Genomic DNA, 2,144 nt, shown 5'->3' with positions numbered 1-2,144 from the left:
CCAGATGGTTGTCGCCTTCTCTTTCAGGAGCGCGCGGGTGGTCGGATCGAGGTAGGCCCCGCCGCCCGTTGCCAGCACGATGGCCGGGCCATTGACCAGCCGTTCGATGACGCGGCGCTCGCCACGGCGGAATTCCGGCTCGCCCAAACGCTCGAAAATCTCCTGAACCGTCAGGCTGGCGGCCTTTTCGATCTCGTCGTCGCTGTCGACGAAGCCGGCGCCCAGGCTGTCGGCCAGCTTGCGGCCCACAGTCGACTTTCCGGCGCCCATCATGCCCACGAGAGCGATCGTGCGCTCCAGACGGCCTCGGGCGACGGGAGTCGGGGCCGCGGCAGCCTCTGTGCTGGCGGGGATACTGTCTGGCGGAACACTGTCTGGCGCAGACATGACTTGCCCTGTTTCACGAACCGCACGCTTATACAGGGCAAGGCTACAGGGGCAATCTTCAGGCCGGCTTTACGGGTTTCCAGCAGCTTCGCGCGCTGGACCCTGAGCGCCGTGTCTGGTTTCATTGCGCTGGGAGCCGAGTTATTTTCGGAGGACGGGCGATGGCGCGTGGATATGGAAGACGGCGGGGTTCGGCCCTTTCGCCCAAGCTGATCATGATCCTGGCGGCCGTGGGTCTGGTCGTGATCGTGGGCGCGGTGTTCTTCTTTGCCGGACAGGCGGATGGACGCAGGCCGGAACAGACGACCGTGACCGTGCCCGCCACCAATGTCGGCCCGCAGGCCGAAACGCCCGCGAGTACGCCAAATGCGCCGACGCAATAAGGCGCTCGTCAGCGTTCTCGCTTTAGGCTTGGCGGCGGCTATTGCCGCACCAGCCATGTCGCAACAAGTAGCCTCCGCGCCACTCGCCCAGGTGGATCCCTGGGGCGTGGGCTGGCTTGGCGCGAATGACGGCGCTGTGCCGGCGGCATTCTGGGCGAACACGACGGGCGAGTCGCTTGCGCCGATCTTCGACGGCATTCAGCCGCGCGAGCTGTCGCCGACTGCCCGCGCCCTGCTCCGCCGGGTTGTACTGTCGCGCGCCAAGGCGCCGGCGGGAGCGGACCTGACGCCGGAGCGCCTGCGGATCATTGAACAACTGGGCGAGACGGCGCGGTCGGCTGACCTGCGCGCGCGCTATGCGGAGACGGACTGGGGCAAGGCGGGCGAGCGCCTGTCGATCGAGCTCGATCTGGTGAGCGGCAAAAAGGACGCGTGCGCACGGACGGCAGGCAAGCCGGCGGCGGACAAGGCGTGGATGCCGGTGCGCGCGTTCTGCGCTGCGCTGAACGGCAATGCAGATCAGGTGAACCTGATCAGCGAACAGGTTGCGGCGACGGACGAGGCATTCGGCGTGTGGCTGATGTCGGCGACCGGCGCGATCACTGCGCCGGGCGGGAAGAAGCCTGAGGGCCGGTATGCATCGGCGTTCGAGGCGGCGGTGTCGGTGGCGGCGAAGTTGTCTGTGCCGGCGAATGCGCTGGCAGCGCCCCCGGCCGATGTGGCGGCGGCGATTGTGCTGAACCCGAATGCGACGCTGGAGCAGAAGCGCGCGGCCCTGCGGCCCGCGCTTGAGGGCGGACGGATTACTTCGGCGGATGTGCTGGCGGTGCTGACGGCGAAGGACGAAACGGCGGCAAAGCCAGCGCCTACGCGTGGAGCTGCGCCGCGGCCTGACCTGCTGGCGACGGCGCTGACCGTGTTTGCGACGGCGGATGCCAAGGCCGATGTGCGCGCGAAGGCTTATGCCGATGCGCTGAAGGCGGCGGAGACGATGGCGGATGGACGCCTCGCGTCCGTGGCGCTGGCCGATCCGGTGAAGGCGCTGCCGAAGAACGAACTGACGGCGCCCTATGCGAGCACCTTTGCGCGCGCGGCCCTGTTCACGGGCGATGCCAAGCAGGCTGCGGATTGGCGCAAGCTGATGAATACGCTGCCGAAGGAAGCCGCTGACGAGTGGGCTGCGGCGCGTATCGACCTGATGCTCTCTTATGTTGGGGCAACGAACGAGAAGCCGGGCGCAATCCTTGATCGCCTGATCGCGGCTGCGCCCTTTGCGGAAACTGGCAAGGCGACTGCCGCGAAAGCGACGCTGGCGGACAAGGCGCTCGATCTGCGGCGCATCGAGAACACGCGGGCGCTGTTCCTCTATGCGGG

The 2,144-nt window shown here is 67.5% G+C and carries 3 protein-coding genes; 2 read left to right on the top strand and 1 reads right to left on the bottom strand.

The genetic code is table 11. The annotated features are described in order from the left end of the window. Window positions 1-279: shikimate kinase (locus EON91_RS14270; protein WP_292096042.1), on the bottom strand; the 279-nt coding region annotated here is incomplete at its 3' end. A 269-nt stretch (window positions 280-548) separates the two neighbouring features. On the opposite strand from EON91_RS14270, the gene EON91_RS14265 reads away from it, so the two are divergent. Then, window positions 549-770, top strand: a complete 222-nt coding sequence (locus EON91_RS14265) for a hypothetical protein (RefSeq protein WP_292096040.1) — start codon at window positions 549-551, stop codon at window positions 768-770. Next, window positions 754-2,144 (top strand): hypothetical protein (locus EON91_RS14260; protein WP_292096038.1); only part of this gene is annotated, 1,391 nt, incomplete at its 3' end. The genes EON91_RS14265 and EON91_RS14260, both read left to right, overlap by 17 nt.

The organism is Brevundimonas sp., from assembly GCF_004210735.1.
In the GTDB taxonomy this organism is placed as follows: Bacteria; Pseudomonadota; Alphaproteobacteria; order Caulobacterales; family Caulobacteraceae; genus Brevundimonas.
This window is presented reverse-complemented; position numbering and strand designations above follow the sequence as displayed.